Below are 26,933 nucleotides of genomic sequence, written 5' to 3' on the forward strand. Positions count from 1 at the left end.
CCGTCCTGGGCAGGAGTCTCGCCCGCATGGCAGGGAACCCGGCCCGTTTGCCTTGACTCCCACGCAACCTTCGGTTAGGGACAGCGCGCAATCGGCGTGGAGGGTTCTTCCACGCCGCTTGTTTTTGAACCCGCAGACTGACAAAAAGACGGCCGAACCGCCAGAGGCGGTTCATCAAGGCCGACCGAACAGCGAAAGGCAAAAAATGTTCGCAGTCATTAAAACGGGCGGTAAGCAGTATCGCGTTGCCGCCAACGATCTCCTGAAGATCGAAAAAGTCGAAGCCAATGTCGGCGACATCGTCGAGATCGACCACGTGCTCGCTCATGGCGAGGGCGAGAATGTCACGTTCGGCGCGCCGTTCGTCGATGGCGCCCTGGTGACCGCCGAAGTCGTCGAGCAGGGCAAGAACCGCACGGTCATCGCTTTCAAGAAGCGTCGCCGCCAGAATTCGCGCCGCAAGATCGGCCATCGCCAGCTTTTGACCACCGTGCGGATCTCCGAGATCCTGCTGGGTGGCGCCAAGCCCGCCAAGAAGGCGGCCGTCAAGGCGGAAGCCAAGGCTGAGGTCGCTCCCGAGGCCGCGCCGAAGGAAGCCAAGGCCAAGAAGGACGCCGCCCCCAAGGAAGACGCGAGGGCCGAGGCCGTCGCCGCGCCGCTGTTCAAGGCGCCGAAGGGCGAGCCGGACGACCTGACCGTGATCAAGGGCATCGGCCCGGTCGCCGCCAAGGATCTCGCCGAGCAGGGCATCATCACCTTCGCGCAGCTCGCCAAGCTGACCGAGAAGGACGTTGCCAAGATCGACGAGAACATGCCGTTCAGCGCCGACCAGATCAAGGACTGGCGCGAGCAGGCCAAGGAGCTGGCCAAGAAGTAAGGCGAACCGGCGCGAAACGTCGCCGGATCGGACTTGAAACGGAACGCGAACGCGTTCATAAGACCATTCAAGCGCCCATGGGCGCATCGGAGTTAGTTAGATGGCACACAAGAAAGCTGGCGGCTCGTCGCGCAACGGTCGCGACTCGCATTCCAAGCGTCTGGGCGTGAAGAAGTTCGGCGGCGAAGCCGTCATCCCGGGCAACATCATCATTCGTCAACGCGGCACCACCTGGCATCCCGGCGTCAATGTCGGCATGGGCACGGACCACACCCTTTTCGCGCTCGAAACCGGCGCCGTGACGTTCAACAAAAAAGCCAACGGCCGAACCTACGTATCGGTCAACCCGATTACCAAAGCCGCGGAGTAGCCGGTTCCGCACTAGAACACCGGCGCCCATCTCGGGACCGGTGTCTGGCAAAACCAGGAAAAGGATCAGGGGAGATGGGTTTCCATCTCCCCTTTTTCTTGTGCCTGGAGGACTTCAAATGGTTGCCGAAGCGGAAGATTCAGAAGACGAAAGTTACGCGATAGATTGCCCGGTGCTGGTCACCGAGCGGCTGGTGATGCGCGCTCCCGATGAGCGGGATACCGCGCAACTGGTCGAACTTGCCGACAACCGTCACGTTGCCGAGATGCTGGCGCGCATGCCGCACCCCTATGGGGAGGCCGAGGGACGTGCTTTCCTCGCCATGACCAAGGCGCGGCGCGCCGGCATCGCCTATGCCTTGACGCTGGCCGGCACCGACACTTTCGTCGGCTGCGCCGGGCTGAACACCACCGATCGCGGCCTTGAGCTCGGCTACTGGATCGGCGAGCCCTACTGGAAGAAGGGCTACGCCACGGAAGCCGCGCACGCGCTGGTCGACCTCGCCTTCCAGAAGACGTCGATCCAGGTGCTGCAGGCCTCGACCAGGGTCATCAATCCGGCTTCACGCCGCGTCATCCACAAATGCGGCTTCCAATATGCCGGCCAGGGCATGCTGAATTCGATCGTCGCCGGCCAGGTGCCGGTCGAACGTTATCGGCTCGACAGGAAAACCTGGACGAGCCTGCGCAATTGGATCCACTTCTAGGTGCGTCGATATTCAGGTGAGGCCGGCCTGACCTGAATATCGGCAAACCTTGGCGCGTGGGGCGAAACAGTACAAATCAGCTCGGGACCGGACTTGGGCTTAGCCCAGTTCGACCCAGACCGGCCGGTGGTCGGAACCGACTGATTGTCTGTCGACCCACAGGCGCTTCAGCGTCCGGGCAAGCGACGCGCTGGTGAAGACGTAGTCGATGCGCTTGTGGCGGCTGGCGTTGGTGGGGTCCTTGGGATCGACCCAGGAGACGAGATCGTCGCCGGCGACATCGAGGCGCAGGGCGGCATCGACGGCGAAGTCGGCGGTCAGCGGCATGCCGAATTCATGGTCCGGCCGGCCGGCCAGTTCGACATATTCGGGCGAGCCGGCCAGCATGTTGAAATCGCCCATGCCGACAAAGGCTTCCGGATGCGGCAGTTCCGGCAGGCCGATCTCGGCGACGCCGGACAGCGCGCCGCCTTCGAGCGCATAATTCAACAGGCGCTGGCGCAGGAACTGGATCTGGCTGGCGCGTTCGACCGGGCTGCGGTGATCGAGATGGATGGAATAGAAGCGGATGAAACCAAGCGGCGTCTCGATCAGGGCTTCCAGCGCGCCGCGCTGGAAGTTCATCATCTCGAAGCTGCGGCTGCGCGGCAACAACAGGTTGCGCGACAGATGAATGGGCGTTTTCGACAAGACCATGTTGCCGAGCTGGAAAGTCGTGGTGATGGCGCGGCCGTCCTCGATGCGCGAGCCGATATTGGCCTCGAAATTGCTGCCATAGACGGCGAAATGATCGGGCAGCGCCTCGCCGATCTCGGCCACCATGTCGCGGCTGCCGTTCCGGGGATTGTTGCGGGTGACCTCCTGCAGCGCGATTACGTCGGCGCCGCGCACCGCGTCGGCGATGCGCCCGAGATCGTAGCGTCCATCGAGACCGATGCCGTACTGGATGTTGTAGGTTACAAGCTTCATTCCGACGTCTCTCCGGCCAACCCCGCGCGGCCATCGTCACAAAACGGCCTCGCCCTTCGCCGCGCCTTGGTTTAGAGCAAGGCCCAAGGTTTAGAGCAATGCCGCAAGGCCAATAAAAGAAACTGCAGTCCCATGAAATTTCTCGATCAAGCCAAGGTCTATGTCCGCTCGGGTGACGGGGGCGCCGGTTCGGTGTCGTTCCGGCGCGAGAAGTTCATCGAGTTCGGTGGCCCGGATGGCGGCGATGGCGGCCGCGGCGGCGATGTCTGGCTGGAAGCGGTCGACGGGCTGAACACACTGATCGACTATCGCTACCAGCAGCATTTCAAGGCCAAGACCGGCGTCCACGGCATGGGCCGCAACATGACCGGCGCCAAGGGCGCCGATGTGACGCTGAAAGTGCCGGCCGGAACGCAGGTCTTCGAAGAGGACAATGAGACGCTGATCTGCGACCTGACCGTCGTCGGCCAGCGCTTCCTCCTTGCCAAGGGCGGCAATGGCGGCTTCGGCAACCAGCATTTCAAGACCTCGACCAACCAGGCGCCGCGACGCGCCAATCCCGGCCTCCCCGGCGAAGAACTCAACATCTGGCTCAGGCTGAAGCTGATTGCCGATGCCGGTCTGGTCGGGCTGCCCAATGCCGGCAAGTCGACATTCCTTGCCGCCGTCACCGCGGCAAAGCCGAAGATCGCCGACTATCCGTTCACGACCCTGCATCCGGGCCTCGGCGTCGCCCGCATCGATGCGCGCGAATTCGTCATCGCCGACATTCCAGGTCTGATCGAAGGTGCCCATGAGGGCGTCGGCATCGGCGACCGCTTCCTCGGCCATGTCGAGCGCACGCGCGTGCTGCTGCACCTGGTCTCCGCGCAGGAGGAGAACCCGGGCAAGGCCTACAAGACCGTGCGGGCCGAGCTCGAGGCCTATGGCCACGGCTTGACCGACAAGGCCGAGATCCTGGCGCTGAGCCAGGTCGATACGCTCGACGCAGACGCGCGCAAGAAGAAGGTCGCCTCGCTGAAGCGTGCCGCCGGCCGCGCGCCGATGCTGCTGTCGGCGGTCACCGGCGAGGGCGTCGAGGCGGTGCAGCGGGCGTTGATGGCTGTCATCGCGGAGGCGCGTGCGCGGATCGCCGCGCCGGTCGAGTCGCGCTGGGAAAAGTAAGGCCATGCAGCCGCTCAGGAAATACCGGCGCATCACCGTCAAGATCGGCTCGGCATTGCTCGTCGACCGCGCGAGCGGCCTGAAGCGCGACTGGCTGGCCTCGCTCGCCGACGACATCGCGGTGCTTGCCCAGGGAGGAGCCGAAATCCTCGTCGTGTCGTCGGGCGCCATCGCGCTCGGCCGCACCATCCTTGGCCTTGGCAAGCGCGCCCTGAAGCTCGAGGAGAGCCAGGCCGCCGCCGCCGTCGGGCAGATCGCACTCGCCGGCGCATGGTCTGACGCGCTCGGCAAGGGTGCCTTGAAATCGGGCCAGATCCTTTTGACGCTCGGCGATACCGAGGAGCGCCGGCGTTATCTCAACGCGCGGGCCACCATATCGACGCTGCTCAAGATGAAGGCGGTGCCGGTCATCAACGAGAACGACACGGTGGCGACCTCCGAAATCCGCTATGGCGACAATGACCGGCTGGCGGCCCGCGTCGCCACCATGATGGGCGCGGACCTGCTGGTGCTGCTCTCCGACATTGACGGGCTCTACGACGCGCCGCCAGCTTCGGACCCCGGTGCCAAGTTCATTCCGGTGGTCGACCGCATCACACCAGACATCGAAGCCATGGCGGGAGCCGCCGCGTCCGAGCTGTCGCGCGGCGGCATGCGTACCAAGCTCGACGCGGGCAAGATCGCCAATGCGGCGGGCACGGCGATGATCATCACCTCCGGCACAAGGCTGTCGCCGCTGATGGCTATCGAGCGCGGCGAGCGCGCGACATTCTTCAAGCCCAGCGCCAATCCGGTGAAAGGCTACAAGACCTGGATCGCCGGCCAGCTCGAACCGGCGGGGCGGCTGACCGTCGATGCCGGCGCCATCGGCGCGCTCGTTTCGGGCAAGTCGCTGCTGCCGGCCGGCGTCAAGCTGGTCAGCGGCAATTTCTCCCGCGGCGACACGGTGGCGATCCTGTCGCCCGAGGGCCGCGAGATCGCACGCGGGCTGGTTGCCTACGATGCCGCCGATGCCGTAAGGATCGCAGGCCTGAAGACGGCCGAGATCGAGACGGTGCTCGGTTACGAGGCGCGTTCGGCGATGATCCACCGCGACGATCTCGTCGTAAGTCACGCCGGAAGCGACACAAGCGGAGGATGAGCCATGCTGAAGCTGCATGAAAAATCCGGGGACGACACCGTGGCGCTGATGGCCGATATCGGGCGCCGCGCCCGCGCTGCCGCCCGACCGCTGGCCATCGCCACCGCCGCCGCCAAGAACGCCGCTCTTGTCGCTATGGCCGACGCGATCATTTCCCGCGCGCGGGACATTCTCGACGCCAACGCCATCGATGTCTCGAATGGCCACGAATCCGGGCTTTCCGGCTCTTTCATGGATCGGCTGAAGCTCGATCCGGCACGCATCCGCGCCATGGCGGACGGTATTCGCGAAATCGCTGCCCTGCCCGATCCAGTCGGTGATGTCATCGCCGCGTGGGAGCGGCCGAACGGTCTGCGCATAGAGCGCGTACGTACGCCGCTCGGTGTTGTCGGCGTCATCTATGAAAGCCGGCCGAACGTGACGGCGGATGCCGGCGCTCTCTGCCTCAAGGCCGGCAATCCGGTCATCTTGCGCGGCGGCTCGGATTCACTCAATTCCTCCTCGGCGATCCATGCCTGCCTGGTCGAGGGACTGAAGGCGGCCGGTCTGCCCGGGGATGCCATCCAGCTGGTGCCGACCACCGACCGCGCTGCGGTCGGCGAGATGCTCAAGGGGCTTGGCGGCAATCTCGACGTCATCATTCCGCGCGGCGGCAAAAGCCTGGTCGGGCGGGTGCAGAGCGAGGCGCGGGTGCCGGTCTTCGCCCATCTCGAAGGCATCTGCCATCTCTATATCGACCGCTCCGCCGAGCTCGACATGGCGGTGCGGATCGCCGTCAACGCCAAGATGCGGCGCACCGGCGTCTGCGGTGCCGCCGAAACGCTGCTGGTCGACCGTGCTGTCGCCGCCACCCATCTGGTGCCGATCCTCGACGCGCTGCGCGCCGCCGGCTGCGAGATCCATGCCGATCAAGAAGTGATGAAAATGTTCTTCGACGCCAAGCCGGCGATCGACGCCGACTGGGTGACCGAATATCTCGACGCGATCATCGCGGTGAAGCTGGTCGACGGGATCGCTGGTGCGATCGATCACATCGAAACCTTCTCCTCGCATCATACCGAGGCGATCGTCGCCGAGGACGCGAAGGCGGTCGAACGGTTCTTCAACGAGATCGATTCGGCGATCCTGCTGCACAACGCCTCGACGCAGTTCGCCGATGGCGGCGAGTTCGGCATGGGTGCCGAGATCGGCATCGCCACCGGCAAGATGCACGCGCGCGGGCCGGTCGGCGTCGAGCAGTTGACCTCGTTCAAATATCGCGTGCGCGGGTCGGGACAGGTGAGGCCTTGAAGCCTTTTGCTGCTAGAGCGTGAAGCGTTGCGCCCAGCCACCCCCCTCTGTCCTGCCGGACATCTCCCCCGCAAGGGGGGAGATTGGCTGTCATCTGCGATTTCGCCAATTTCTAACCTCGCAGGATTTGCGCCGTCAGTGAAGTCGCCGATCTCCCCCCTTGCGGGGGAGATGCCCGGCAGGGCAGAGGGGGGTGCCTAGCGCATGCTTTCGCTATCCGAGCCCGCCATCCCCTCCAGCTATCTGAAAATGCCGCATGCCGAGAAGGGGCTGGCCGTCGGACTGTTTGGCGGTTCGTTCAACCCGCCGCATGCCGGCCACGCATTGGTCGCCGAAATCGCTTTGCGGCGTCTGGCGCTGGACCAGCTTTGGTGGATGGTGACCCCAGGTAATCCACTGAAGAGCACGCGCGAACTGGCGCCGCTGGGCGAGCGCATCGTGCTTTCCGAGAAGATCGCCAAGAACCCGAAGATCAAGGTCACCGCCTTCGAGGCGGCACACAATGTGCGCTACACCGCCGACACGCTGGCGCTGGTCAAGGCGCGCAATCCCGGCGTCGACTTCGTCTGGATCATGGGCGCCGATTCCCTGAGGGACTTCCATCGCTGGCAGCGCTGGCGCGAGATCGTCATGACCTTTCCGATCGCGGTCATCGACCGCCCGGGCGCGACGCTGTCCTTTCTGTCGTCGGTTGTCGCCAAGACCTTCGATTACGCCCGCATCGACGAAGGCGACGCGCCAAGGCTTGCGCGGATGAAGGCGCCGGCCTGGACCTTCATCCACGGTCCGCGTTCCTTGCTGTCGTCGAGCGCGATCCGGAAGATGGCGAAGGGTTGAGCGTCGTCCGTCCGGCCATGTCGTTTTTACAGCGGCGTCCGCCTGACCCATGGGCGATGCTGACCAGCCATGGCGATTCACAAGAAAACCCATCCCACGATCGATCCCGACCAGGGCAGCACGCCTGCGCCGCTGATCGCGATTGCCAGTGTCATCGTGTCGATGGCGCTGATTGCCATCGGCAACGGGCTGATGTTCGCCTATATCCCCGTCCGGCTCGGCGTCGAAGGGTTCGATCCGGTCTGGGCAGGGCTGATCGTCACCGGCCTGTCGGCCGGCGGCCTCGCCGGCTGTATCCTGACCGGTCCGCTGGTGCGCCGGGTCGGCCACGCCCGCGCCTTCATGGTGCTGTCGGCGCTGATCGCGCTGTCCAATGCCGCCATCGGCGCCGGACCGCACCCGCTGCTGTGGATCGTGGCGCGCGCGCTTTACGGCTTTGCCATATGCGGCCTGTTCATCGTCGCGCAAAGCTGGCTCAACGACGCGCTGCCGAACGCCGTACGGGGCCGGGTGATGGCCGTGTTCTACGTCGCCTACATTGCCGGTCTTGGGGTCGGCTATGCGACGCTTGCCGTGATCGACATCCACACGGCCGCCGCGTCGCTGATCGGCATCGCCTTTACCGCTCTGTCGATCCTGCCTGTCGGCATGACACGCCTTGCCCAGCCGCCGGCGCCGCAAGCGGCTTCGGTGGCTCTGCGCCAAGCCTGGCGGATTTCGCCGGTCGGCGTCGCCGGCATGCTGGCGGTCGGCGGCCTGTCGATGATCATTTCCGGCTTCGCGCCCATCCACGCGACGGCCAAGGGCTACAGCCAGGCCGATGTCGCGCTGCTGCTGTCGGCAATGCCGGTCGGCACGCTGATCCTGCAGATACCGCTCGGCTGGCTCTCCGACCGTACTGATCGGCGCTACGTGCTTGCCGGCGCCGCGGCGCTGGCGGTGGTTGCGAGCGTGCTCGCCATCGCCTTCGACGGCGGTGCGCTGATGGCGCTGGTGGTGATCTACCTGATCTGGGACGGGGCGGCGGAATCCATCTACGCGCTCTCCAGCGCGCATGCCGCCGACCGCGCCAGGAAGGATGAACTGCTGGCGCTGTCGAGCTCGATGCTGTTTGCCTGGTCGCTCGCCGGCTTCATTGTGCCGGGCATTGTCACGGCGCTTTCCGCCGTCTTCGGCACGGCAACCTTCATCTACGTCGGCATCGTCATCGCCTCGGTATTCTGCCTTTTCGTGCTGTGGCGGGTGATCGCGGCGGGCCGCGTTCCGGCGGCCGCCACGGGCAGTTTCGCGCCGATGTCGGCGCAAGCGCCCTTGCCGGTCGAACTCGCCTTCGCGCCGGACGAAGTGGTCCGCCACAGGGGCGACTGATTACTGCTTGCGGGCCTCGGGTGGCGATGCTTCCGGAGGCGGCTGCGGGATCGAGATGCCTTCGCTGTCGAAGACCTGCTTGGCGCGTTTCGTCATGTCGATCTGGGTGGCGAAATGGTCCGCCGCCGCGGTCCAGTAGCGCAAGGTGAGCGAAACGGTCGTATCGCCGAGCCCGGCCACGAAGGCGATCGGCGCCGGTTCGCGGCGGATGCGCTTCTCGGCACCGGCAATGGCAAGCAATGTCTTCTGGGCGCCGTCTATGTCGTTCCAGGAGCCGATGCTGAGCGTGATGTCGGTGCGGCGCACGCCGTTGCGGGTGAAATTGCGCACCGGCTGATTCCACAGCGTCGAATTCGGCGCCAATATGTAGATGCCGTCGGCGGTCCTGAGCTTGGTGGCGAAAAGGCCGATTTCCTCGACCGAACCGGCAATGGAACCGACCTCAACGGACTCGCCAATGCGGAATGGCCGCAACGCGAGCAGCATGATGCCTGCGGCGATGTTCTGCAGCGTGCCTTGCAGGGCGAGACCGATGGCGAGGCCGATGGCGCCGATCGCGGCGATGATCGATGCAGTCTGCACGCCGAACTGGCCGAGCACCATGATGACGACGAGGATCAGAATGGCGTAGCGCCCGATCTTTGAAAAGAAATGCCGCAGCGTCGCGTCGAAACCATGGATATGGCCGAGGCCAGCCGAGATCGAGCGCTCGGCAAGGTTGGCAACGATGTAGCCGACCACCAGGAGGATGACGGCGCCGATGGCGGAAAAGGAATAGGAGACGATCAGCGTACTCAGCTGCGCGAGGCCGGTCTGGACGGTGAGAAGGGTGTTTTGCGGGTCGATCGGCATGGCGGGATTCCGGTTGGTCGGTCAGCCGGTAACCGCTGTGGAAGGCCTGGGTTCCGATGTTTTTGCGTCACCCGTGGAACAACATTCCACTCGGCGAGTTCGCGTCCATCGGGGCTCCGTCTTGAAACTGCAACGGAACTCTGCCTATCTAAGTGGTGTCACCTGCTTTAAGGGGTGATTTGGTTGTTCTTGCTGCGAAAGGAAATACACTGAGAACAGCACTGCGGAAGAAGGCCGACATCGTGCCTTCGCCGGCCAGGATCAGCGTAGACGACGCCGTGTCCCGTGCCATCAAGACAGTCCTTGCCAGTCTGGAAGACTCCAAGGCCGAAAATATTGTCTCAATCGACATTCAGGGGAAATCGAGCCTCGGCGACTACATGGTCGTTGCGTCGGGCCGATCGCACCGTCATGTCGCGGCTGTCGCCGACCATCTCCTCAAGGCGCTCAAGGATGCCGGTCTGGGCACCGCGCGCGTCGAGGGACTGTCAGGCGCCGACTGGGTCCTGATCGATTCTGGCGATATCATCGTCCATGTCTTCCGCCCCGAAGTCCGCGAATTCTACAATCTCGAAAAGATGTGGCAGGCGCCGGATCTCGAGGAAGAGACCCTCCACTAAGCCCTTCGCGGGGCTTATAGAGGCGAGGATGAAGATTTCAGTTCATGCCGTGGGCCGAATGAAAGCCGGCCCCGAGCGGGAGTTGGCCGACCGCTATTTCGAGCGGTTCGCCAAGAGCGGACCCGGCGTGGGGCTCGAATTCGCCGGAATCACCGAGATCGTCGAGGGCCGCGCGCAGAGCGCCGCCGAGCGCCAGCGCGACGAAGGTTCGCGGCTGCAGGCACAGCTGCAGCCAGGTACGGCCCTCATCCTGCTCGACGAGCGAGGCAAGAGCCTGTCTTCACAGGATTTCGCCGGCCGTCTGGGACAGTTGCGCGACGGCGGACGCAAGGCGCTGGTCCTCGCCATTGGTGGCGCCGACGGCCACGATCCGTCGCTGCGCGGCCAGGCCGAGCTGGTGATGTCGTTCGGGGCGCTCACCTGGCCGCATCAGCTGGTGCGGGTGATGCTGGGTGAACAACTCTACAGGGTGGCGACGATCCTGTCGGGTCATCCCTACCACAGGTCCTGAAAGCCGCCGGATCGCACCGAATTTGGCCCCAAATGCCGCGCAAGATTCGACGTGGGCCTGTTTTTCCGTCGCATTGCGTTATTGCGAACCCTTTGGGCGACAGGCGCTAACATGGTTGATGATTCGTTAACGAAGGCGCGGATAGAATCGATCGCGAATGTCTGAAGGCTGGAAATCGACGACGGGCCCATCGACGGGGGGCTCCTGGCGCGTGCGCTGCGGTATCGCCGCAGCGGCGGTGCTTCTGTCGCTGCATGCTGTGCGGGCCGAAAACACGCTCGACATGGCGCCCGATCCGGACCAGAGCCGTGCCGAATACGAGCAGGTTTCGAAGGAAATAACGCTGTCGTCCGAACGGCTGGCCAAGCTCGCCGCCGATATCGCAACGGTCAAGAAGGACCACGCCTCGATCACCGCGGCACTCATCCAGTCGGCGATGACCGAGCAGAAGCTCGGCCAGGACATCGAGGACATCGGCGCCAAGCTGGAAGGGCTGAAGGGCCAGCAACAGAAGATCCGTACTTCGCTGGCGGCGCGGCGCGACGTGCTGGCCGAAGTGCTGGGCGCCCTGCAGCGCATGGGGCTCAACCCGCCCCCGGCGATCCTGGTCAAGCCGGAAGATGCGCTGTCGTCGGTGCGCAGCGCCATCCTGCTCGGCGCCGTGGTGCCGGAACTGCGCCAGCAGACCGACAGCCTGCTGGCCGATCTCAAGGAGCAGACCCGGGTGACGGCTTCGATCGAAGCCGAACGGGCGCGGCTGACGGCGGCGGTCGGCGATCAGACGGCGGAAAAGAAGCGGCTCGGCATGCTGCTCGAAGCCAAGCAGAAGCTCGAGACCGACACCAAGGCGCAGATGGCGGCCGAACAGCAGCGTTCCGAGCAATTGGCGGCCAGAGCGAGCAGCCTGAAGGATCTGATCGCCTCGCTCGAAGCGCAGGCAGACAAGAACCGCAAGGCGGCGGATGCCGCAAAGGCAGCCGCCGCTGGCCAGGCCGGCGGCACCGACCCCGGTGGCGACCAGACAGCATCGCTGCCGGTTCCCGAAGGCAACAGGTTGACCGCCGCGGCGCCTTTCTCGGCACTGCAAGGACAGGTCGCCCTGCCGGTCACCGGCCGCATCAAACGCAGGTTTGGCGCCGACGACGGTAACGGCGCCTTGATGCTTGGGGACATGGTTGCGACACAATCGGGAGCCATCGTTACCGCGCCGGCGGATGGGAATGTGCTTTATGCGGGGCCGTTTCGCTCCTACGGTCAACTCTTGATCCTCAATGCCGGCGACGGTTATCATGTCGTCTTGGCTGGGATGAGCAGAATCAGCGTCGCGACTGGCCAGTCGGTGCTCGCAGGAGAGCCGGTCGGCGCGATGGGAGAAGCCCGGGTGGCGAGCACCTCGGTTTCGAAGAATGGAAATGCCACGCCGGAGCTCTATGTCGAGTTCCGCAAGGATGGAAAACCCGTCGATCCGGCCCCATGGTGGGCGGACCGTTTTTCTGGAAGGACGTGAAATGATGCGGAAACTGTCGCTTCTGTTTGCCGGTGCGCTGATGGGCGCGTCCGCCATGAGCCTTGTCTATGGCGCACCCGGCTCGGCGGCGAACGCTGCGGGGTCGGAGACTTACAAGCAACTGGCGATCTTCGGCGACATCTTCGAGCGGGTGCGGGCGCAGTATGTGACCCCGCCCGACGACAAGTCGCTGGTCGAGAACGCCATTAACGGCATGCTTTCCTCGCTCGACCCGCACTCCTCCTACATGAACGCCGAACAGGCGCAGGACATGCGCGTGCAGACCAAGGGCGAGTTCGGCGGCCTCGGCATCGAGGTCACCATGGAGAACGACCTGGTCAAGGTGATCACGCCGATCGACGACACGCCGGCCGCCAAGGCTGGTGTGCTGGCCGGCGACTATATCGCCAAGATCGACGGCGAGGAGGTTCGCGGCCTGACGCTCAACGACGCGGTCGACAAGATGCGCGGCCTGGTCAACACGCCGATCAAGCTGACCATCCTGCGCCAGGGCGCCGACAAGCCGATCGAGCTGACGGTGGTGCGCGACATCATCAAGGTCAAGGCGGTCAAGTTCCGGGTCGAGAACGATATCGGCTACATGAAGATCACCTCCTTTACCGAAAAGACCTATGACGACCTCGAGAACGCTATCGAGACCATCAAGAAGCAGGTGCCGGACGACAAGCTGAAGGGCTATGTGCTCGACCTGCGCCTCAATCCGGGCGGCCTGCTCGACCAGGCGGTGAGCGTGTCGGACGCCTTCCTCAAGCGCGGCGAGATCGTCTCGACGCGCGGACGCGATCCAAAGGACGTCACCCGCTTCGACGCCAAGCCCAAGCAGACCGACGACATCAACGGCAAGCCGATGATCGTGCTCGTCAATGGCGGCTCGGCCAGCGCTTCGGAAATCGTCGCCGGCGCGCTGCAGGACCTGCGCCGCGTCACGGTGGTCGGCACGCAGTCCTTCGGCAAGGGCTCGGTCCAGACCATCATCCCGCTCGGCGAGAATGGCGCGCTCAGGCTGACGACGGCGCTCTATTACACGCCATCGGGCAAATCGATCCAGGGCAAGGGCATCACGCCCGACATCAAGGTCGACCAGCCCCTGCCGCCCGAACTGCAGGGCAGGGACCTGACGCGCGGCGAATCCGATCTCAAGGGCCATATCAAGGGCGCCGACGAGAGCAAGACCGGCTCGGGCTCCGCGGCCTATGTGCCACCGGATCCGAAGGACGACCTGCAGCTCATCTATGCCGAGCAGTTGCTGCGCGGCCAGAAGACCGATCCGGCCTTCCCGCCCAATCCGGAAAAGGCCGTGCTCAACCAGTAAGGCAACCGGTCTGGCCGGTTGAACGAAGCAATGCGATGCTGCCGGGACCGAAAGGTTCCGGCAGTTTGATTCGGGGGGCAGGACCAGGCCTCCAGATATGGCGCCCAGGCGCCAGGATTGATGAATTCGTGCATGTGTTGCCGAAGGAGGTCGCCTTCGGAACCGTGCATCGGGGACAGGGCTTGGCTGATATCGGCAAGGACATCGAACGCCCGCTTGGACAGGCCGTCCGGGCGCCTCGCGGCGCCGGCAAGATCAGCGTCGGTGTGATCGCGGCGAGCGCGATCGTGCTTGCCGTGGTCGGCGTCTCGGCCGCGATCGCGTTCAGGGAAAAGCCGTTTCGAAAGCCGCAGGAAGTCGCCGTCTCGACGCCGAAAGTGACCGCGGCGGCCGAGCCCGCCGCGTCGCCTCCCGCATTGGCTCCGGCGGCGACGCCAAAGGTGGGGATGCCGGCCAAGACGGGCGGTCCGCAGATTATTCATGTGCAGACCGAAGAAGGCGATGGCCCGCCAAAGGCGACAATCGTCATTCGCGATCCATCGACCGTCGGCCAGAATCTCAAGATCGCGCATATTCCCGACAAGGCGCTGATCGAAACCAGTGAAACCGGGCCCTTGCCGATGCGCTCCGCCGACGGAAGGCGACCGTTCGACGTCTATGCGCGGCCATGGTCCGGCACGCGTGGCGCGCGTGTGGCGATCATCATCGGCGGGCTCGCGGTTTCACAGACTGGTACCCAGGCGGCGATCGCCAAGCTGCCGGCGGAAGTGACGCTGGCCTTCGCGCCACAGGGCAACAGCATCGGCCGCTGGATGCAGGCTGCAAGGCAGAGCGGCCACGAGGTCGTCATGCAGGTGCCGCTCGAGCCGTTCGACTATCCCAAGGTCAACCCCGGCCGCAACACGCTGACGGTGGCGGCGAGCGCGGAAGAAAACCTGAAGAACCTGCACTGGGCGCTGTCGCGGACGACGAACTATACCGGTGTCATGAACTATATGGGCGCGCGGTTTTCCGCCGACTCCGCGGCGATGGAGCCGTTCATGGCCGAACTTGGCAAAAGGGGCCTCGCCTATATCGACGACGGCTCGTCGGCGCGCAGCTTGGCTCCGGACATGGCGCTGAGGAATGGCGTCCCTTTCGTCGCCGGCGACACGGCGATCGATGCGGTGCAGGATCGCGGCGCCATCCTGAAGAAGCTCGACAGTCTCGAAGCGACCGCGCGTGCCAAAGGCACGGCCGTCGGCATCGGCTCGGCTTTCGACCTGACGGTCGACACGGTCTCGTCATGGGTGGCCGAGGCCAAGAAGCGCGGCATCGAGATCGTGCCGATTTCAGCGGTGGCCGTCGATCCGCAAAAGGGTTAGCCAAGGCCTTCGGAAGGCGACTGGAGAGACTGAGTGATGCCGCAGACGAAAAAAGTCGACCGCGAAACGCTGCCCTACCGACCCTGTGTCGGGCTGATGATCCTCAATGGCGAGGGGCTGGTCTGGGTCGGGCATCGCATTGCCGAACCCGACAGCGAGTTCGCCGGCACGACGCAGCTCTGGCAGATGCCGCAAGGCGGCATCGACAAGGGCGAGGAGCCGTTGCAGGCCGCCGAGCGTGAGCTCTACGAGGAGACCGGCATGCGCAGCGTCTCGCTGTTGGCAGAAGCGCCGGACTGGATCAACTATGACCTCCCGGACCATCTGGTCGGTATCGCCTTCAAGGGGCGGTATCGCGGCCAGACGCAGAAATGGTACGCCTTCCGCTTCCATGGCGATGCCAGCGAGATCCAGATCAATCCGCCGCCGGGCGGCCACACAGCCGAATTCGACAAATGGTCATGGCGGCCGATGCAAGACCTGCCCGACCTGATCGTGCCGTTCAAGCGCAAGGTCTATGAAGAGGTGGTGGGGGCGTTCCGTCACCTTGTGCCATAGCTGGACGGGCTCCGGCCGCGGTTCAAACGCCCGCGGTTGCCGCGCCGGTTCGACCGCCGTATTGATTTGATGTCTGTCCGTCACAAGAAGGGCCGCCATGTACGACGCCCCCAAAAGATCACTGTCCGAGGAAGCCGACGCCCCGAGCGAGGCTGCTGCCGGGGCCATCCTCACCATCGATCTTGGCGCGATCCGTGAAAATTACCGGCGACTGAAGGCGCGGCTGGGCGGCGTGCGCTGCGCGGGCGTGGTCAAGGCCGACGGCTACGGTCTGGGTGCGAGCCAAGTGGCATCGACGCTGATGAAAGAAGGCTGCGACATCTTCTTCGTCGCTCTGCTGGCCGAAGGAATCGCGCTCCGCAAGGCAATCGGGGCCGGACCCGAGATCTATGTGCTGAACGGTCTGCCGCCAGGTTCCGAGGGGGAAGCGGTCGCGTCCGGTCTTTGCGCGGTCATCAACAGTGGCGCACAGTTGAGAGCCTGGCGCGCGGCGGCCCATCGCGTTGGCCAAAGACTTCCGGCCGCGATCCAGATCGACAGCGGCATGTCGCGGCTTGGCATGGCGCCGCCCGAAGTCGAGGCCTTGGCCGGCGACACCGCCGCGTTCGATGGCATCGCCATCAGGTATGTAATGAGCCACCTGGCCTGCGCCGACGAGCCGCACCATCCCGCCAACGAACAGCAGCGGCGGGCCTTCGAGCGGTTGCGTGCCATGCTGCCCGGGGCACCCGCCTCGCTCGCCAATTCCTCCGGCATCTTTCTGGGACCGTCCTACCATTATGATCTCGCCCGCCCTGGCGCCGCGCTCTATGGCATCAATCCGACGCCTACCGAACCCAACCCGATGCTGCCCGTGGTGCGGCTGCAGGCCAAGGTGGCGCAGACGCGCAGCGTCGAAAAGGGCACCGGCATCGGCTATGGCCACACCTACCATGCGGAAGGGCCGCTCAGCCTGGCGACGATCTCGTTCGGCTACGCGGATGGCTGGCTGCGCCGGTCCGCGTCGGCCGCCTGGTTCGAGGGCGCGCGCCTGCCCTTCCTCGGACGCGTGTCGATGGATTCGATCATTCTCGACATCTCGGCCTTGCCGCCCGGCAAGCTTCGCGAAGGGGATCTCGTCGAACTGCTCGGCCCTTCACAGAGCGTCGACGATGCCGCCGGCCATGCCGGCACCATCGGCTACGAAATCCTGGCCAGCTTCGGAACGCGGTTTCACCGGCGCTATGTCGGCGGCTGAGCGGTTTGGCCGCGCTTGACAAGCGGACGCCTGTCGGCAAGGTTCGGCGCATGAGCAACCTCGCTTATAGCACAACCTTGTTCAGGGTCTGCCCGATCGCGGGATCGTAGCCCCGGCGCGGCCGCCTTCTGGCGTCCGTCCGTACCGGGGCATCCATACATCCACAAGCGCAAGCCGAACAGCCCTTCGCGGCTGCCGGCCTTTCATCACGCCGCCATCAGTGCGGCGGCAGGCGCGCATCCGTTCGATGCGCCGATCCATGAGGTTTGCCATGCAACATGCAAAAGAACTGCGTCCAAACAGCCATATTCTGATCAGCGAAGCCGACCATGACAGGCTGACCGGCCTGGCGAGAGCGTTGCTCGATCGCGCGCCCGAGACGGCCGAGGAGCTGCTTTCGGAAATGGACCGGGCCGTCGTCACGAACGCGGCGGCGATGCCGGCCGGTGTGGTGCGAATGGGCTCGACGGTTATGGTGCGCGGCGAAAGCGGGGACACCCAGCACATCATGCTGGTCTACCCGGGCGAGGCCGACATAGCCGAGAACCGGATCTCGGTGCTGACGCCGATGGGAACCGCGCTCATCGGCGCGAGCGTTGGGCAGGCGGTTTGCTGGAGCGGTCGTGGTGGTCGGGAACTGTCAGTGACCGTCGAAGCCGTCGATACGCCGGCTTCCGGCCCGCAACGAGCTTGATAACGGAGGCGGTGATGACGAGCACGAATTGCTGCCTGACCACGAAGGACTTTGCCGTTCTCGAAGTCATGCTGGAGCGCCGGCGGGCATTCGCGGATCCGATCGTGCGCATGCTCGAACACAAGCTTTCATGCGCCGATGTCGTGCCGATCGATTCGGTAGGCCCCGACATCGTCACGCTGAACAGCAGGGTGGTGTTCGGCGTCGATACCGGTCCCGCAGAGACGCGAACCCTGGTGCAGCACGAGGTGCGCGGGCCGGTCGGCTCCAGCCTGTCGGTCGCAACGAGGCGCGGGCTCTGCATGCTTGGCATGGCGCAAGGCCAGACTGCAATGGTCGAACACGCCGACGGCCGGCGGGAGTCGATCCTGATCCGGGCCGTGCTTTACCAGCCGGAGGCTGCCCGGCGCACGGTCAGGCAGAAACACCAGGCTGACGCGCAGCGACCGCACGGGCTCAGGCTCGTCTACAGTGCCGCAGCCGATTGGAGGCCTCTTGGCGAGACGGCCGGAATGCGGCAGACAGAAGACGACGACCCCGGTCCCTCGGCGGCGTGAATGGGCAACAGCGCGTGGTCTCGAAGATCGGCATCGATTTTCGCTCGGGATCATGCGCAAATCGAAAAATACGGCTGCGTCCACGGGCGTCCTGAGGACGCTCGGCGCGGCAAGGAGTGAATGATGAAAATCATGGTGCTGGGCAGTGGCGTGATCGGGGTGACCACGGCCTACTATCTCGCCGAGGCCGGCCACGAGGTGACGGTGATCGACCGCCAGAAAGGGCCGGGGCTGGAAACCAGCTTTGCCAATGCCGGCGAGATTTCGCCCGGCTATGCCTCGCCCTGGGCCGGCCCCGGCATCCCGCTCAAGGCGATCAAGTGGCTCTTGATGAAGCATGGTCCGCTGGTGGTGCGGCCGGCCTTCGATCCGCACATGTGGACGTGGCTGGTCAAGATGCTGCGCAACTGCACCGCCGAGCGCTACGCGATCAACAAATCGCGCATGGTGCCGCTGGCGGAATACAGCCGCGACACGCTGAAGGCGCTGCGCGAGGCGACCGGCATCGCCTATGACGAGCGGACGCAGGGCACGCTGCAGCTGTTCCGGACGCAAAAGCAGCTCGACGGCACCGGAGGCGATGTCGAGGTGCTGAAGAAATATGGCGTGCCCTATGAGGTCCTTGATCCCAACGGCTGCATCGCGGCGGAACCGGCGCTGGCGGGGGTGCGTGAAAAATTCGTCGGCGGCCTGAGACTGCCGGGCGACGAGACCGGCGACTGCAAGATGTTCACCGACAGGCTGGCCGAGCTCTGCGTGGCGCGCGGCGTCAAGTTCGAATACGACACGACGATATGGCGCGTCATCCGCAGCCGCAACCGCGTCAACAATATGAGCACCAGCAAGGGCTGGCTGACCGCCGACGCCTATGTGATGGCGCTGGGCAGCTATTCGGCTGGTTTCATGCGCCGGATGAAGCGACCGATCCCGGTCTATCCGGTCAAGGGCTATTCGATCACGGTGCCGATCAAGGACGCCGCCGCCGCGCCCGTGTCGACCGTGATGGACGAAACCTACAAGGTCGCGATCACCCGGCTCGGCGACCGCATTCGCGTCGGCGGCACGGCCGAGATTTCCGGCTTCGACCTCAGGCTGCATGAATCGCGCCGGCGCACGCTCGAACACTCGGTCGGCGACCTGTTTCCGGGAGCCGGCGCGATGCGCGATGCGACGTTCTGGTGCGGGCTGCGGCCGATGACGCCTGACGGACCGCCGTTGATCGGCCGCACGGAGCTGTCCAACCTCTATCTCAACACCGGCCATGGCACGCTCGGCTGGACCATGGCCTGCGGCTCGGCCAAGGTTCTGGCCGACATCATCTCCAACCGGGTGCCCGATATCGACGTGCGTGCCTTGGCCCAGGAGCGTTACCTGAAATAGCCGCCGCGCGTCTCGCGCTTTATTCTTTGCTTATGTCGTTGCCCCGGAACCGGGGCGATATCAGAACGCCTGCCTGACCCACGCCTCGTCGAACAGCAGCCGGTAGGCCCACGGGATCGTCACATTGGTGGCGACCGGGTTCGAGTGGACGAGGTAGTCGTCATAGACCGGCTTCATCCTGGCGTAGAAGGCGGGGTCGAGCACCATCATGCCGTTCTCCGAATCGTGGAAGAAGCTGCGGTTGTTGAGGTTGACCGAGGAGATGGCAACCAGCCTTTCATCGATCATCATGATTTTGGAATGCAGCACCACGTCAGGCGCCTTGAACTCGCGGATATCGATACGGTCGCCATATTTCTCGACGAACAGCTTGTTGAGCGCGGTGAGAAACCTGCCCCCGATATCGCCCTTGAGGTCGATGCGGCCGACAACGTCGATCCTGACGCCGCGGGCGAGCGCCCGGTCAAAAGCCTTGGCGAGGCTCGGCGTCAGATTGAGGTAGGGGTTGACGATCTGGATATGGTGCCGGGCGGCATCGACCAGTTCGACGAAATAGGCCTCCAGCGCATGGTCATCCTCATAGGGCATCGAGATGAAATGCCGGGCATTGCCCCGGGGGCCATCTCCGCGGACCGGGATGGAGAAGGGGCGCGCCAGGTTGGTGTCGGCGTCGCGCAGCCATATCGTCGACAGCTGCGCGGCGAGCGTCTCGACCGTCGCCCGGTCGGCGAACTCGATGTCGAAGTCGCTCCAGTTCGAGTAGTAATTCAGCGAAAACCCGTCGGTCTTGCCGTATTGCTCGAGGTCCGGATAGCGCGACAGATCGATCGGCTGGTGGAACAGGAAACCGTCATGGATGTTGCGGCCGCCGATGATGACGCGCGAGCGCGCGGGGTCCTGCGCCAGCGTGGCCAGCATCTTGACATGATGGACCTTGTGCAGTTGTGAAATCTGCTCGTCGATCGGCGCGCCGTGGTCCGCCCGCCAGCGATATTCCTGCAGCTCCACATTGGGGAATTCGGCGGCCAGCCGGTGCAGCATGGCGTCGTCCTTTTCGCGCTCCAGCACGTCGGTGACCATGATGCGCACCTTGGTGCCAAGCGCGGCATGATGGCGGATCAGCCGTTCGATGACCCGGCCGGAAAAATCGGCCTTGAATTCCAGCGAGGACAGATAGATCAGCTTCAGCCTTGGCGCCTTCGAGAAATCGAGCGGCAGTTCCGGATCGCCCCTGTCTATTGCCGCATCGGTCAGCGGCGCGCCCATCAGCGCCTCGACCTTGGCGTTGAAGCCGTCGCGCGACTTGCGCAGCAGCCTGGGCTCGCCGATCGGCATGGCGCAGGTCTGCGACAGCCAGCGGCTGGCATAGAAGGCGCGCTCGAGCGCATCGAGGCCTGCATCGCCGGGGACTGGGCAGCGCTGGTAGCGGCTGTCCAAGCTGGCAAGCGCCGGATCCGCGGTTTCTTCACGCCGGATGGTGAGCGGTGTACCGGTGGGCGCAAGGCTGGAGCGGATCCTCGCCGTGCACCGGTTCAGGCCGTCGCCCGGGAACAGGCTGACCGTGTCGTCCTCGCCGGAGAGGTGAAAACCGAATGCCGCGCCGGCGGCGATGGTGCGTGAGGCTCCGCCAGCGCGGAGCGCCACTGCGCCGTCGCAACTGCCTTCGATGTCGGCCGGCTGTTTGCCCGCCTGGCGCACGACGATCTCGGTGCTGCGTGCCTGCAAGCCGGAGAAATCGAAAATCCCGGGGGCCGAGGGCCGCGCCGCCGCATCGATATAGAGCGTCTGCCGCGACACCCGCCAGCGGCCGTCGAAATAACCGTCGCCGCTGCCCCCACCGGTCGGCGGCAGATGAGCGTTGGCGACTGGTCCGGCCAGGTGCTGGAGCGTCGAATAGGTCTCCTGGAAATCGCGGTTCTGGACATCGAGGCGGTTGCGCCCGAAGGGGCCCGTGCCGTTGGCGCGGTCCATGGCGCCGAGCTGGTGGTGGGCGAGCAGTGCCAGGAACCGTCTTTCATAGTCGCTGCCGCCGTCATTGCCGAAGAACTGCTCAGCCGCGACCCGCGACCCGGGCGTGCCAGCCGACAGCGAGGGCCGTGCGCAAGCCTCCTGCCCGGCCGATAGTTCGCAGGCATTGCGGCCCGCACCGCAGCCGGCAAGGGCGGCCAGCCCGAACAGGGCGAGGATGGCCGTGCGGATGTTCACCCCGTCGCCCCGGCCTTCATGACGCTCAACTGCGCCGGGTCGCGGGGCGGCATGAAACCTTGCGGGAAAACCTTGCAGACAGGGATGGCGAAGGTGGCGATTAGCAGGTCCGCCTCGCCGCGCATCTTGCGGGGCGCCGTCATGTCATCGCGGATCGCCCTCGCCGAGGCGACAAGGGCGCCGTCGCAGTCGCAATGGTTGCGGCGGGCGATGTAGCAGGCATCATGGGTTCGGCAAACGGCGTCGAGGCGATCGACAGGCCGGGCCGACAGATCGCCGGTGCGGGTGCCGGGACCGCAGTAATTGCCGATGACGAAAGGCGAGGGACGCGCCATGGCGTAGCGGATCGGTTTCGGCAATTCGGCTTCCGGAACTTTTGTCCATGGGTTGGCGCATGCGGAGACGAACAGCAGCGGCAGGATGGCAAGAACGGCTCGCATGTCTATCCGCGCCAGCTTTCTGAAAGATTTCCCCACCCGACCTGTCCCATGGCCGGCGACCGCACGCCTGATGCCACACTGGTCGGTTTTGTGGCAAGGAAAAGGCGGCGTGCCTGATCCAGGCCCGCGTTATTGTGATCTCGGCACCCTGCCTGAAGGGCGCGAAACCCGCAGGCATCTGGGCGAAATCAGGTAAACAACCCCCGCTCCCGTTCCACCGCCTTGGTGATGAAGCCGGCGACGATCTGGACGCGGCGCAGCGGCCTCACCGATTCGTGATAGACCAGCCAGTAGGCGCGGCGGATGGGCGCGACCACATCGACAGCCACCAACTCCGGCATCGAGCGGGCGACGAAGGTGTGCAGGATGCCGATGCCGGCGCCCGAGCGCACGGCTTCGGCCTGGCCGAGTGCGGAGGAGATGGCAAAGCTGGTCCGCCAATCGGCGCTGAATTCGGCGGCGTAGTCGAGCGACGGGCTGACGATCAGGTCAGGCACATAGCCGATGAGGGTGTGCTGGCCAAGCTCGGCGGCGGTTTTGGGCAGGCCATGCGCGTCGACATAGCCGCGGGAGGCAAACAGCCCGAGCGAGTAGTCGACCAGTTTTCCCGCCACCAGCCGGCCTTCGGTCGGCCGCTCGACGGTTATGGCAATGTCGGCCTCGCGTCGCGACAGGGAGAAGGAGCGCGGCACCGGGACGAGCTGGATGGTGAGTTCGCGGTGCTGGGCGGTGAGTTCGCCCAGCCGCTTGGCCAGGAAAGCGACGCCGAAGCCGTCAGGCGCGCCGATGCGCACGGTTCCGGACACGTCGTCGCCTTCGCCCGATATGGTCGAGCGGGCGGCGATCATGTCGCCCTCCATGCGCTCGGCGATGTCGAGGAAGCGCTCGCCGGCCGGGGTCAGTTCGCTGCCGGTGGTCAGCCGGCGGAAGAGTTTCGTGCGTAACGCGTCTTCAAGGGCCGCGATGCGGCGCGAGACCGTGGCGTGGTTCAGCTCCAACCGCCTGGCGGCGCCAAGGATCTGGCCGGCCCGCGCCACGGCGAGAAAGATGCGGACGTCATCCCAGTTCATGGCGTTCCCCTGATGGAGATCTCGGGCGAGTATTTGCGAGAATTGATGCTCACGCGTCAATCGATATCTATTTTACGCACAACGGTTGCGTTCTCCCTCGCGTTGCCATCGGCCGGCCAAAGGCGGACAATGCGACATCACAACCCAGGGAGAGAAATCATGATCGACTACGGTCATTTCATCGGCGGCAAGCGTGTCGCCGGCACCAGCGGCCGCAAGCAGGACGTCATGCAGCCGATGGACGGCACTGTGCGCGGCACGGTGGCGCTGGCCTCGCAGGCGGAATTGCGCGCGGCGGTCGAGAACGCCAAGGCCGCACAGCCCAAATGGGCCGCGACCAATCCGCAGCGCCGCGTGCGCGTGCTGATGAAGTTCCTCGAACTGGTTGCCCGCGACTACGACGAACTGGCTGAGATTCTTGCGCGCGAACATGGCAAGACCATCGCCGACGCCAAGGGCGATATCCAGCGCGGCCTGGAAGTGGTCGAGGTCTGCATCGGCGCTCCGCACATGATGAAGGGCGAGTTCACCGACGGCGCCGGCCCCGGCATCGATGTCTATTCGATGCGCCAGCCGCTCGGCGTCGTCGCCGGCATCACGCCGTTCAATTTCCCGGCGATGATCCCGCTTTGGAAGATCGCGCCGGCGATCGCCTGCGGCAACGCCTTCATCCTGAAGCCTTCGGAGCGTGATCCGGGTGTGCCGATGCGCATTGCCGAACTGTTCATCGAGGCCGGTCTGCCGGCCGGCATCCTCAATGTCGTCAACGGCGACAAGGATGTCGTCGACGCCATCCTCGACGATCCCGACATCAAGGCCATCGGTTTTGTCGGCTCGACGCCGATCGCGCACTACATCTATTCGCGCGGCACGGCGGCCGGCAAGCGCGTGCAGTGCTTCGGCGGCGCCAAGAACCACATGATCATCATGCCCGACGCCGACATGGACCAGACCGTCGACGCACTGATCGGCGCCGGTTACGGCTCGGCCGGCGAGCGCTGCATGGCTATCTCGGTGGCCGTTCCGGTCGGCAACGACACCGCCAACCGGCTGATGGAAAAGCTGATCCCGCGCGTCGAAAGCCTGAAGGTCGGCCCCTCGACGGATTCGGCAGCGGATTTCGGCCCGCTGGTTACCGCCCAAGCGCTTGAGCGCGTCAAGGGCTACGTCGACACCGGTGTCAAGGAAGGCGCCAAGCTTGTCGTCGATGGCCGCGGCTTCAAGATGCAGGGCTATGAGGACGGCTACTATATGGGCGGTTGCCTTTTCGACAATGTCACGGCCGATATGCGCATCTACAAGGAAGAGATCTTTGGGCCGGTGCTCTCGGTGGTGCGCGCGCCGACTTATGAGAACGCCATCAAGCTCGCCAACGACCATGAGATGGGCAATGGCGTCGCCATCTTCACCCGCGATGGCGACGCCGCGCGCGACTTCGCCAGCCGTGTCCAGGTCGGCATGGTCGGCGTCAACGTACCGATCCCGGTGCCGATCGCCTATTACACTTTCGGCGGCTGGAAGGCGTCTTCCTTCGGCGACCTCAACCAGCATGGCCCGGACGCGTTCCGCTTCTACACCAAGACCAAGACGGTTACCTCGCGCTGGCCGTCCGGCATCAAGGACGGCGCCGAGTTCGTTATCCCGACGATGAACTGACGGGCGCTTTTTTATCTGGCCTTCCTCGCTGCAAGGCGGATGAGAAGATCGATTGAACCTGAGGCCTAAGTCCCCGGACTTAGGCCTTTTGTTTTTGCAAACGCTAATGTGATGGAACCGGTGGGGGATTGCGCGACTTAGGGCTGCGATCCTGCCGTGGAGGAGGCGCGGCAGACAACCAGGGCGCCGACGGCGGGCCGGTGGCATTGCATCGTCCGGCGCAAGGAGGTGTCAAATGACACGACGTCTTACGGCGACAATGTTCGTTGCGGCGATGGCGATGTGCTCGGGCGCTGCTCAGGCAAATGCAGCTGGGCAATGCGCACCACGCGCCGATATCGTGAAGGCGCTCGGCGAGAACTTCCACGAAAGCGAAGCCGGGCGCGGCCTGATCAACCCCAATGTGGTCCTCGAGGTCTTCGTTTCGGAACAAGGCAGCTGGACGGTCCTAGCTTCCGACACGAAAGGCCAGAGTTGTATCCTGTCGGTTGGCGAAGGCTGGGACAGCCCGACACTCAAGGCGGCCTTGCCGGGCGCCTGAGCGATTTGCCTTCGCGCTCTGCAACTAGCGCGTGGCGGCGACCTCGGCATGGCCGCGCAGCAGTGCCATCAGTTTCTTGGCGTCCTTGGCGGCGCCTTCCTCATCGCCGTCCAGGATCGAGCGGATCAATGCAACATGGTGCTCGGCGGATTCCGCCAGCCCGGTGTCGGCCTTGTAGCGGAACCAGAAGCGGCGGCTGTGTGTCTGCAGCGGGGCGGCCAGCCGGGCGGCGAACGGGTTGTCGGCGGCCAGCGCCAGCGCCTCGTCGAGCGCCTTGTCGGCCTGGATGAAGGCGAGCACATTGCCTGATATCACTGCTTTCTGCATGGCGAGCGCCGCCTCGTGGAACAGGTCGGCGGCCTCGCGGGTGACGAAGCGTGCGGCCGAACGGGCGAGCACCACCTCGACGCCGCGCCTTGCGTCGAGCACGCGCAGCCAGTCGCCGGGGTGCAGTGGCGCGATCGCGATGCCGGCGCGGGGCCTGACGTCGAGCAATCCCTCCCAGGCAAGCCGTTGGATCGCCTCGCGCACCGGCGTGCGGCCGAGCGCCAGCCGCTCGATCAGGGAACCCTCGGTGACAAAACTCGCCGGGGCCAGTTCGAGCGTGACGATCATGTTTTCGAGGACGCGATAGGCCTTGGTCGCCGCGGGCTCGGACACGATGCTTGCTTCCATGGATATCAAAGGCTCTCTCCTGATATATCTAGAATATATCATAACAGATTCCGCATTGACAGCAGCTTTCCTAACAGATATACGGCTGATATATCAGATGGAGAGATAGCTATGTGGACCGGAGTTTTCCCCGCCGTCACGACCAAATTCACCGCCGACGACCGGCTCGATCACGCCGAGATGGAGCGCTGCTTCGGCCTGCAAATGGATGCCGGCTGCGATGGCATCATCGTCTGCGGCTCGCTGGGCGAGGGACCGATGCTGTCGCCTGACGAGAAGATCGAGGTGCTGAAGACCGCGCAGAAGATCGCTGGCAAGAAGCCGGTGCTGCTGACGGTCAACGAGGCCGGCACCCGCGAGGCCGCCAGTATCGCCAAGCGCGCCGCCAACGAAGGCGCCGATGGCCTGATGGTGGTGCCGAGCCCGATCTACCACACCAACGCGGAAGAGACGGTGGCGGCGCTGCGCGCGGTGGCGGAAGCCGGCGACTTGCCGGTCATGATCTATTCCAACCGCCTCGCCTACCGCGTCGATGTCAGCGTCGACCAGATGGAGGAGCTGGCGTTGGACAAGCGCTTCGTCGCCATCAAGGAATCCTCCGACGACATCCGCCGCTCGACCGAGATCATCAACCGCCTGGGCAGCCGCTACGACCTGTTCACCGGCGTCGACAATCTGGCCTTCGAGGCGCTGTCCGTGGGTGCCATCGGCTGGGTGGCTGGTCTGGTCACCGCCTTCCCGCGCGAGACTGTCGCCATCTACCAGCTGATGAAGCAGGGGCGCCGCGAAGAGGCGCTCGCCATCTACCGCTGGTTCCGGCCGCTGCTCGACCTCGATGTCTCGACCTATCTGGTGCAGAACATCAAGCTTGCCGAAGTGTTCGCAATCAACACCAATGACCGCGTGCGCATGCCGCGCATGCCGCTGTCGGGCGAACGCCGCAAGGCTGTCGAGAAGATCATCAAGGATGCGCTGGCGGCGCGGCCGACACTGCCGCAGTTCTAAAGAGGG

The 26,933-nt window shown here is 64.8% G+C and carries 27 protein-coding genes; 21 read left to right on the forward strand and 6 right to left on the reverse strand.

Annotated elements, in window-relative coordinates:
• Window positions 1-205 precede the first annotated feature (205 nt).
• The 3 genes from FJ543_RS08600 (at window position 206) to FJ543_RS08610 (ending at window position 1,953) form a co-directional block, all read left to right on the forward strand.
• Window positions 206-877: a 50S ribosomal protein L21 gene (locus FJ543_RS08600; protein WP_140874718.1), complete on the forward strand. Its 672-nt coding sequence runs from the start codon at window positions 206-208 to the stop codon at window positions 875-877.
• A gap of 100 nt (window positions 878-977) precedes the next feature.
• Window positions 978-1,247 (forward strand): 50S ribosomal protein L27, encoded by a 270-nt coding sequence (rpmA, locus tag FJ543_RS08605; protein WP_015315190.1) that lies wholly within the window; start codon window positions 978-980, stop codon window positions 1,245-1,247.
• A 118-nt stretch (window positions 1,248-1,365) separates the two neighbouring features.
• On the forward strand, window positions 1,366-1,953 hold the full coding sequence (locus FJ543_RS08610) for a GNAT family protein (RefSeq protein WP_140874720.1): 588 nt from the start codon (window positions 1,366-1,368) through the stop codon (window positions 1,951-1,953).
• A 99-nt stretch (window positions 1,954-2,052) separates the two neighbouring features.
• On the opposite strand, the gene FJ543_RS08615 is transcribed toward FJ543_RS08610, so the two are convergent.
• Window positions 2,053-2,922 carry an endonuclease/exonuclease/phosphatase family protein gene (locus FJ543_RS08615; protein ID WP_140874722.1) on the reverse strand — a complete coding sequence of 290 codons (870 nt, stop codon included), beginning with the start codon at window positions 2,920-2,922 and terminating at the stop codon, window positions 2,053-2,055.
• A 132-nt stretch (window positions 2,923-3,054) separates the two neighbouring features.
• Between FJ543_RS08615 and obgE the strand changes: the two genes are divergently transcribed.
• The 5 genes from obgE to FJ543_RS08645 all read left to right on the forward strand — a co-directional run bounded on the left by obgE (window position 3,055) and on the right by FJ543_RS08645 (window position 8,722).
• The gene (gene obgE / locus FJ543_RS08620; protein WP_140822653.1) at window positions 3,055-4,086 is read left to right on the forward strand and encodes a GTPase ObgE; all 1,032 of its coding nucleotides are present in this window, start codon (window positions 3,055-3,057) and stop codon (window positions 4,084-4,086) included.
• Window positions 4,087-4,090: 4 nt separating this feature from the next.
• Window positions 4,091-5,227 (forward strand): glutamate 5-kinase, encoded by a 1,137-nt coding sequence (proB, locus tag FJ543_RS08625; RefSeq protein WP_140874723.1) that lies wholly within the window; start codon window positions 4,091-4,093, stop codon window positions 5,225-5,227.
• A gap of 3 nt (window positions 5,228-5,230) precedes the next feature.
• On the forward strand, window positions 5,231-6,517 hold the full coding sequence (locus FJ543_RS08630; protein ID WP_140874725.1) for a glutamate-5-semialdehyde dehydrogenase: 1,287 nt from the start codon (window positions 5,231-5,233) through the stop codon (window positions 6,515-6,517).
• A 249-nt stretch (window positions 6,518-6,766) separates the two neighbouring features.
• Window positions 6,767-7,354, forward strand: coding sequence for a nicotinate-nucleotide adenylyltransferase (locus tag FJ543_RS08640; protein ID WP_140662744.1), 588 nt, complete (start codon window positions 6,767-6,769; stop codon window positions 7,352-7,354).
• Window positions 7,355-7,423: 69 nt separating this feature from the next.
• Entirely contained in the window at window positions 7,424-8,722 is a 1,299-nt protein-coding gene (locus tag FJ543_RS08645; RefSeq protein ID WP_140616596.1) for an MFS transporter, read from the forward strand.
• Here the strand turns inward: FJ543_RS08645 and FJ543_RS08650 are convergent, their stop codons facing one another.
• Complete coding sequence (locus FJ543_RS08650; protein WP_140874727.1) at window positions 8,723-9,574, reverse strand: mechanosensitive ion channel domain-containing protein; 852 nt, start codon at window positions 9,572-9,574, stop codon at window positions 8,723-8,725.
• A gap of 242 nt (window positions 9,575-9,816) precedes the next feature.
• On the opposite strand from FJ543_RS08650, the gene rsfS reads away from it, so the two are divergent.
• From rsfS to FJ543_RS08700, 10 genes are all read left to right on the forward strand, one after another.
• Window positions 9,817-10,194 carry a ribosome silencing factor gene (gene rsfS, locus FJ543_RS08655; RefSeq protein ID WP_015315198.1) on the forward strand — a complete coding sequence of 126 codons (378 nt, stop codon included), beginning with the start codon at window positions 9,817-9,819 and terminating at the stop codon, window positions 10,192-10,194.
• Window positions 10,195-10,222: 28 nt separating this feature from the next.
• Complete coding sequence (rlmH, locus tag FJ543_RS08660) at window positions 10,223-10,705, forward strand: 23S rRNA (pseudouridine(1915)-N(3))-methyltransferase RlmH (protein WP_140616598.1); 483 nt, start codon at window positions 10,223-10,225, stop codon at window positions 10,703-10,705.
• A gap of 157 nt (window positions 10,706-10,862) precedes the next feature.
• Window positions 10,863-12,212, forward strand: a complete 1,350-nt coding sequence (locus FJ543_RS08665) for a murein hydrolase activator EnvC (protein ID WP_140874729.1) — start codon at window positions 10,863-10,865, stop codon at window positions 12,210-12,212.
• Window position 12,213: 1 nt separating this feature from the next.
• Window positions 12,214-13,545, forward strand: coding sequence for a S41 family peptidase (locus tag FJ543_RS08670; RefSeq protein ID WP_015315201.1), 1,332 nt, complete (start codon window positions 12,214-12,216; stop codon window positions 13,543-13,545).
• 182 nt (window positions 13,546-13,727) lie between these two features.
• A complete protein-coding gene (locus tag FJ543_RS08675) occupies window positions 13,728-14,909 on the forward strand; it encodes a divergent polysaccharide deacetylase family protein (RefSeq protein WP_140875520.1) in 1,182 nt (393 codons plus the stop codon).
• A 36-nt stretch (window positions 14,910-14,945) separates the two neighbouring features.
• A complete protein-coding gene (locus tag FJ543_RS08680) occupies window positions 14,946-15,467 on the forward strand; it encodes an RNA pyrophosphohydrolase (RefSeq protein WP_140662582.1) in 522 nt (173 codons plus the stop codon).
• A gap of 97 nt (window positions 15,468-15,564) precedes the next feature.
• Window positions 15,565-16,704, forward strand: a complete 1,140-nt coding sequence (gene alr, locus FJ543_RS08685; protein ID WP_140874731.1) for an alanine racemase — start codon at window positions 15,565-15,567, stop codon at window positions 16,702-16,704.
• A 271-nt stretch (window positions 16,705-16,975) separates the two neighbouring features.
• Window positions 16,976-17,398: a nucleoside diphosphate kinase regulator gene (gene rnk / locus FJ543_RS08690; protein ID WP_140875522.1), complete on the forward strand. Its 423-nt coding sequence runs from the start codon at window positions 16,976-16,978 to the stop codon at window positions 17,396-17,398.
• A 14-nt stretch (window positions 17,399-17,412) separates the two neighbouring features.
• Window positions 17,413-17,955 carry a nucleoside-diphosphate kinase gene (locus tag FJ543_RS08695; RefSeq protein ID WP_140874733.1) on the forward strand — a complete coding sequence of 181 codons (543 nt, stop codon included), beginning with the start codon at window positions 17,413-17,415 and terminating at the stop codon, window positions 17,953-17,955.
• A gap of 123 nt (window positions 17,956-18,078) precedes the next feature.
• The gene (locus tag FJ543_RS08700) at window positions 18,079-19,335 is read left to right on the forward strand and encodes a D-amino acid dehydrogenase (RefSeq protein WP_140662589.1); all 1,257 of its coding nucleotides are present in this window, start codon (window positions 18,079-18,081) and stop codon (window positions 19,333-19,335) included.
• A 60-nt stretch (window positions 19,336-19,395) separates the two neighbouring features.
• On the opposite strand, the gene FJ543_RS08705 is transcribed toward FJ543_RS08700, so the two are convergent.
• The 3 genes from FJ543_RS08705 to FJ543_RS08715 all read right to left on the reverse strand — a co-directional run bounded on the left by FJ543_RS08705 (window position 19,396) and on the right by FJ543_RS08715 (window position 23,050).
• Window positions 19,396-21,540, reverse strand: coding sequence for a phosphatidylserine/phosphatidylglycerophosphate/cardiolipin synthase family protein (locus FJ543_RS08705; RefSeq protein WP_140874735.1), 2,145 nt, complete (start codon window positions 21,538-21,540; stop codon window positions 19,396-19,398).
• Complete coding sequence (locus FJ543_RS08710) at window positions 21,537-21,980, reverse strand: hypothetical protein (RefSeq protein ID WP_015315209.1); 444 nt, start codon at window positions 21,978-21,980, stop codon at window positions 21,537-21,539. The genes FJ543_RS08705 and FJ543_RS08710 overlap by 4 nt, the downstream gene beginning before the upstream one ends.
• A gap of 188 nt (window positions 21,981-22,168) precedes the next feature.
• Window positions 22,169-23,050: a LysR family transcriptional regulator gene (locus FJ543_RS08715; protein WP_023784246.1), complete on the reverse strand. Its 882-nt coding sequence runs from the start codon at window positions 23,048-23,050 to the stop codon at window positions 22,169-22,171.
• A 159-nt stretch (window positions 23,051-23,209) separates the two neighbouring features.
• On the opposite strand from FJ543_RS08715, the gene FJ543_RS08720 reads away from it, so the two are divergent.
• Window positions 23,210-24,706 carry a CoA-acylating methylmalonate-semialdehyde dehydrogenase gene (locus FJ543_RS08720; protein WP_027141740.1) on the forward strand — a complete coding sequence of 499 codons (1,497 nt, stop codon included), beginning with the start codon at window positions 23,210-23,212 and terminating at the stop codon, window positions 24,704-24,706.
• A 235-nt stretch (window positions 24,707-24,941) separates the two neighbouring features.
• Window positions 24,942-25,247 (forward strand): hypothetical protein, encoded by a 306-nt coding sequence (locus FJ543_RS08725; protein WP_140874737.1) that lies wholly within the window; start codon window positions 24,942-24,944, stop codon window positions 25,245-25,247.
• 24 nt (window positions 25,248-25,271) lie between these two features.
• Here FJ543_RS08725 and FJ543_RS08730 read toward each other — a convergent pair whose 3' ends face one another.
• Window positions 25,272-25,964, reverse strand: a complete 693-nt coding sequence (locus FJ543_RS08730) for a GntR family transcriptional regulator (RefSeq protein WP_051041241.1) — start codon at window positions 25,962-25,964, stop codon at window positions 25,272-25,274.
• Between the two features lie 69 nt (window positions 25,965-26,033).
• Here FJ543_RS08730 and FJ543_RS08735 point away from each other — a divergent pair, with 69 nt between their 5' ends.
• Window positions 26,034-26,927 carry a dihydrodipicolinate synthase family protein gene (locus FJ543_RS08735; RefSeq protein WP_140874739.1) on the forward strand — a complete coding sequence of 298 codons (894 nt, stop codon included), beginning with the start codon at window positions 26,034-26,036 and terminating at the stop codon, window positions 26,925-26,927.
• The last annotated feature ends 6 nt before the right edge of the window (window positions 26,928-26,933 follow it).

The organism is Mesorhizobium sp. B2-5-7, assembly GCF_006440875.1.
Classification (GTDB): domain Bacteria; phylum Pseudomonadota; class Alphaproteobacteria; order Rhizobiales; family Rhizobiaceae; genus Mesorhizobium; species Mesorhizobium australicum.

Excerpts from the sequence above, each read along its gene's own strand:
- FJ543_RS08600 (WP_140874718.1), top strand. The coding sequence starts at position 206 with ATGTTCGCAGTCATTAAAACGGGCGGTAAGCAGTATCGCGTTGCCGCC.
- rpmA (WP_015315190.1), top strand. The coding sequence starts at position 978 with ATGGCACACAAGAAAGCTGGCGGCTCGTCGCGCAACGGTCGCGACTCG.
- FJ543_RS08610 (WP_140874720.1), top strand. The coding sequence starts at position 1,366 with ATGGTTGCCGAAGCGGAAGATTCAGAAGACGAAAGTTACGCGATAGAT.
- FJ543_RS08615 (WP_140874722.1), bottom strand. The coding sequence starts at position 2,922 with ATGAAGCTTGTAACCTACAACATCCAGTACGGCATCGGTCTCGATGGA.
- obgE (WP_140822653.1), top strand. The coding sequence starts at position 3,055 with ATGAAATTTCTCGATCAAGCCAAGGTCTATGTCCGCTCGGGTGACGGG.
- proB (WP_140874723.1), top strand. The coding sequence starts at position 4,091 with ATGCAGCCGCTCAGGAAATACCGGCGCATCACCGTCAAGATCGGCTCG.
- FJ543_RS08630 (WP_140874725.1), top strand. The coding sequence starts at position 5,231 with ATGCTGAAGCTGCATGAAAAATCCGGGGACGACACCGTGGCGCTGATG.
- FJ543_RS08640 (WP_140662744.1), top strand. The coding sequence starts at position 6,767 with ATGCCGCATGCCGAGAAGGGGCTGGCCGTCGGACTGTTTGGCGGTTCG.
- FJ543_RS08645 (WP_140616596.1), top strand. The coding sequence starts at position 7,424 with ATGGCGATTCACAAGAAAACCCATCCCACGATCGATCCCGACCAGGGC.
- FJ543_RS08650 (WP_140874727.1), bottom strand. The coding sequence starts at position 9,574 with ATGCCGATCGACCCGCAAAACACCCTTCTCACCGTCCAGACCGGCCTC.
- rlmH (WP_140616598.1), top strand. The coding sequence starts at position 10,223 with ATGAAGATTTCAGTTCATGCCGTGGGCCGAATGAAAGCCGGCCCCGAG.
- FJ543_RS08665 (WP_140874729.1), top strand. The coding sequence starts at position 10,863 with ATGTCTGAAGGCTGGAAATCGACGACGGGCCCATCGACGGGGGGCTCC.
- FJ543_RS08670 (WP_015315201.1), top strand. The coding sequence starts at position 12,214 with ATGATGCGGAAACTGTCGCTTCTGTTTGCCGGTGCGCTGATGGGCGCG.
- FJ543_RS08680 (WP_140662582.1), top strand. The coding sequence starts at position 14,946 with ATGCCGCAGACGAAAAAAGTCGACCGCGAAACGCTGCCCTACCGACCC.
- alr (WP_140874731.1), top strand. The coding sequence starts at position 15,565 with ATGTACGACGCCCCCAAAAGATCACTGTCCGAGGAAGCCGACGCCCCG.
- rnk (WP_140875522.1), top strand. The coding sequence starts at position 16,976 with ATGCAACATGCAAAAGAACTGCGTCCAAACAGCCATATTCTGATCAGC.
- FJ543_RS08695 (WP_140874733.1), top strand. The coding sequence starts at position 17,413 with ATGACGAGCACGAATTGCTGCCTGACCACGAAGGACTTTGCCGTTCTC.
- FJ543_RS08700 (WP_140662589.1), top strand. The coding sequence starts at position 18,079 with ATGAAAATCATGGTGCTGGGCAGTGGCGTGATCGGGGTGACCACGGCC.
- FJ543_RS08710 (WP_015315209.1), bottom strand. The coding sequence starts at position 21,980 with ATGCGAGCCGTTCTTGCCATCCTGCCGCTGCTGTTCGTCTCCGCATGC.
- FJ543_RS08715 (WP_023784246.1), bottom strand. The coding sequence starts at position 23,050 with ATGAACTGGGATGACGTCCGCATCTTTCTCGCCGTGGCGCGGGCCGGC.
- FJ543_RS08720 (WP_027141740.1), top strand. The coding sequence starts at position 23,210 with ATGATCGACTACGGTCATTTCATCGGCGGCAAGCGTGTCGCCGGCACC.
- FJ543_RS08725 (WP_140874737.1), top strand. The coding sequence starts at position 24,942 with ATGACACGACGTCTTACGGCGACAATGTTCGTTGCGGCGATGGCGATG.
- FJ543_RS08730 (WP_051041241.1), bottom strand. The coding sequence starts at position 25,964 with ATGATATATTCTAGATATATCAGGAGAGAGCCTTTGATATCCATGGAA.
- FJ543_RS08735 (WP_140874739.1), top strand. The coding sequence starts at position 26,034 with ATGTGGACCGGAGTTTTCCCCGCCGTCACGACCAAATTCACCGCCGAC.